The 2,687-nt window shown below is 50.9% G+C and carries 1 protein-coding gene; it reads left to right on the plus strand.

Translation table 11 applies throughout. The features are described from left to right. The first annotated feature begins 109 nt into the window (after window positions 1-109). Window positions 110-2,557 carry a molybdopterin-dependent oxidoreductase gene (locus Q0340_RS01410; RefSeq protein ID WP_298081855.1) on the plus strand — a complete coding sequence of 816 codons (2,448 nt, stop codon included), beginning with the start codon at window positions 110-112 and terminating at the stop codon, window positions 2,555-2,557. Window positions 2,558-2,687: the final 130 nt, after the last annotated feature.

Here is a 2,687-nt window from a genome sequence, read left to right on the forward strand (position 1 = left end):
CAAGAGATGATCAATGCAAACTACGTAGCGCTCGAGGGCGACGATTTAAATTTGATCGTAAAATACCTACAACACAACGCAAAAAAACCTGAATGATAAAGGAGATCAGATGAAAAGGCGAGACTTTTTAAAGGCAGGGATTTTAGGCGCAAGCGCGGCTAGCGCTAGCAGGATCGAGGGGGTTACGCAGACGATTTTCGATAATAAAAAAGTATTCGGCGCGAACAGATTCGGCCCCTTTTGGCTAAATTTAAACTCGTCGCAGATCGTTTCGGTAAGCGAATTTGAGGGCGATAAATTTCCAAACACGATGAACTATAGCCTGCCCGATAATATCCAAAACGAAAACCGCGTGCTCTATCCGATGGTGCGCAAAAGCTATCTGAAGGCAAAAGGCGCGGCAAAGAGCGAACTGCGCGGCAAAGAGGAGTTCGTACGCGTTAGCTGGGACGTAGCGCTTGATCTAGCGGCGAAGGCTTTGAAAGAAAATTTCGACAAATACGGCGCCGAGGCGATCTACGGCGAGTGCTACTGGTGGGGCGGCAGCGGCAAGATCGGCTGGGGACGCACCGTAGCGCACCGAATGCTTAAAATTTTAGGCGGCTACGTAGAGGAAAGCGGCGATTACTCCACCGGCGCGGGGCTCGTCATCATGCCTCACGTGCTGGGTTCAAGCGCCGTTTATGACGCGCCTACTACGTGGAAAGCGATCGTCAAAAACGCCAAAAACGTCGTATTTTGGGCGACTGATCCTGCGGTAACCAATCAAATTTCATCCATTCCGCCTACGCACGACGGCTACATCGGCATGCAAGAGCTTAAAAAATCGGGCATCAAAACTTATAGCGTAAACGTGATGAGAAACGACACCGCGCGCTACTTTGGCAGCGAAGATATCATTGTGCGCCCAAATACCGACACCGCGCTCATCATCGGTATGTGCCATTATCTGTTTACGAACAACCTCTACGACGAGGAATTTATCAAAAAATACACCGTCGGATTTAATAAATTTAAAGCGTATTTTTTAGGCGAGAGCGATAAAATCGTAAAGGACGCAGCTTGGGCGAGCAAAATTTGCGGGCTTAGCGAGGAGGCTATTGCGAAATTTGCTACGGCGCTTGCAAAGGAGCCGAGCACGATTTTAATCGGTCGCGGTTTGCAGCGCGCAGATCACGGCGAGCAGCCTTTCTGGGCGCTAGTGGCGCTTAATGCGATGCTGGGGTATATCGGCAAGGAGGGTCTCGGCTTTGAATTTAGCCTAGGCTACGGCTCTGCGGGCGCTACGAATAAAGTGGCTCCGATCTTAAAGGGGCTTAGCACTCGTATAGATGAAAAATACGAAAACACGGGCTCTGCGCCTTGGAAAAACGCGAAAAACATTACCATTCCGTCCTCTCGCAGCATCGAGGCACTGGAGCATCCGGGCAAGGAGATTAACTACGATGGCACTAAAATCAAGCTACCGCATATGAGGGTTGCTTATATGGCGTGTGGATCGATGTTTACGCGCCATCAAGACGTGAATAATATCGTCAAGCATTGGCGTAAATTTGATACCGTTATCACCGCCGAGCCTTACTGGACGAGCACGGCGAAGCTTAGCGATATCGTGCTTCCGGTGGCCGTCGAGGTCGAGAGAAACGACATCAACCAAACCGGCGCTACGGGCGAATATATAGTCGCTTACAGGCCCGCAATCGAGCCGATGGGCGAGAGCAAGAGCGACTTTTGGATCTGCGAGCAGATCTGCAAACGCTGGGGATACGGCGAGGTCTTTAGCGAGGGCAAGGATGAGCTAGGATGGATGAAGGAATTCTACGCCGATGCCGTAGAGCAAGCTAAAGGTCTAAATATAACGATGCCTAGCTTTGAGGAATTTTACGACAAAGGCTTCGTGCGCTTTGAAAAGGACGACGAGAGCAGCGCGCTATACACGCGCCTCGCGGCATTCCGCGAAAATCCCGCCAAAAACCGCCTAGGCACCCCATCCGGCAAGATCGAGCTTTACTCGCCAGTAATCGCTAAGATGGGCTATGCCGACTGCCCGCCGATGCCTACTTGGATTGAACCTAAAGAGTGGCTGGGGGATGCGAAAAAGACGGCGAAGTACCCGATTCATATCGTAAGTCCGCACTCTCGCTACCGCTTGCACAGCCAGCTAAACAACTCGATCATCAGAAATTTCGCCGAGGTTAGCGGCAGAGAGCCGGTGCTTATCAATCCAAAAGACGCCGAAGCTCGCGGGCTTGCGAACGGCGACATCGTGCGCGTTTTTAACGACCGCGGCGAAATTTTAGCGGGCGTGCTCGTTACCGACATCGTGCCCGAGCGCGTCGCAGCGATTTGCGAGGGCGCGTGGTACGATCCAGAGGTTTGGGGCGAGAAGAGCCTCTGCCAGCACGGCTGCGTAAACGTGCTTACGTTTGATAAAGGCACGTCAAGTCTCGCGCAAAGCAACTCGGCTCACACCGTGCTAGCGCAGATTGAGAAATTTAAGGGAGAGATTAAACCTATAACGGCGTTTAGTAAACCTAAAATCCTACAATCTTTGTAGAATTTAACGCGTCGTCTTTTAAGCGTCTTTGAATGAGCTAGAAAATTTCGCCCTACGACAGGCTAATTGCCTAGTCTTGGGACGAAATTTTCGTCGCAACATTCAAATCCATCTTAAAATACTTCCGCTT

The organism is uncultured Campylobacter sp., assembly GCF_938045595.1.
In the GTDB taxonomy this organism is placed as follows: domain Bacteria; phylum Campylobacterota; class Campylobacteria; order Campylobacterales; family Campylobacteraceae; genus Campylobacter_B.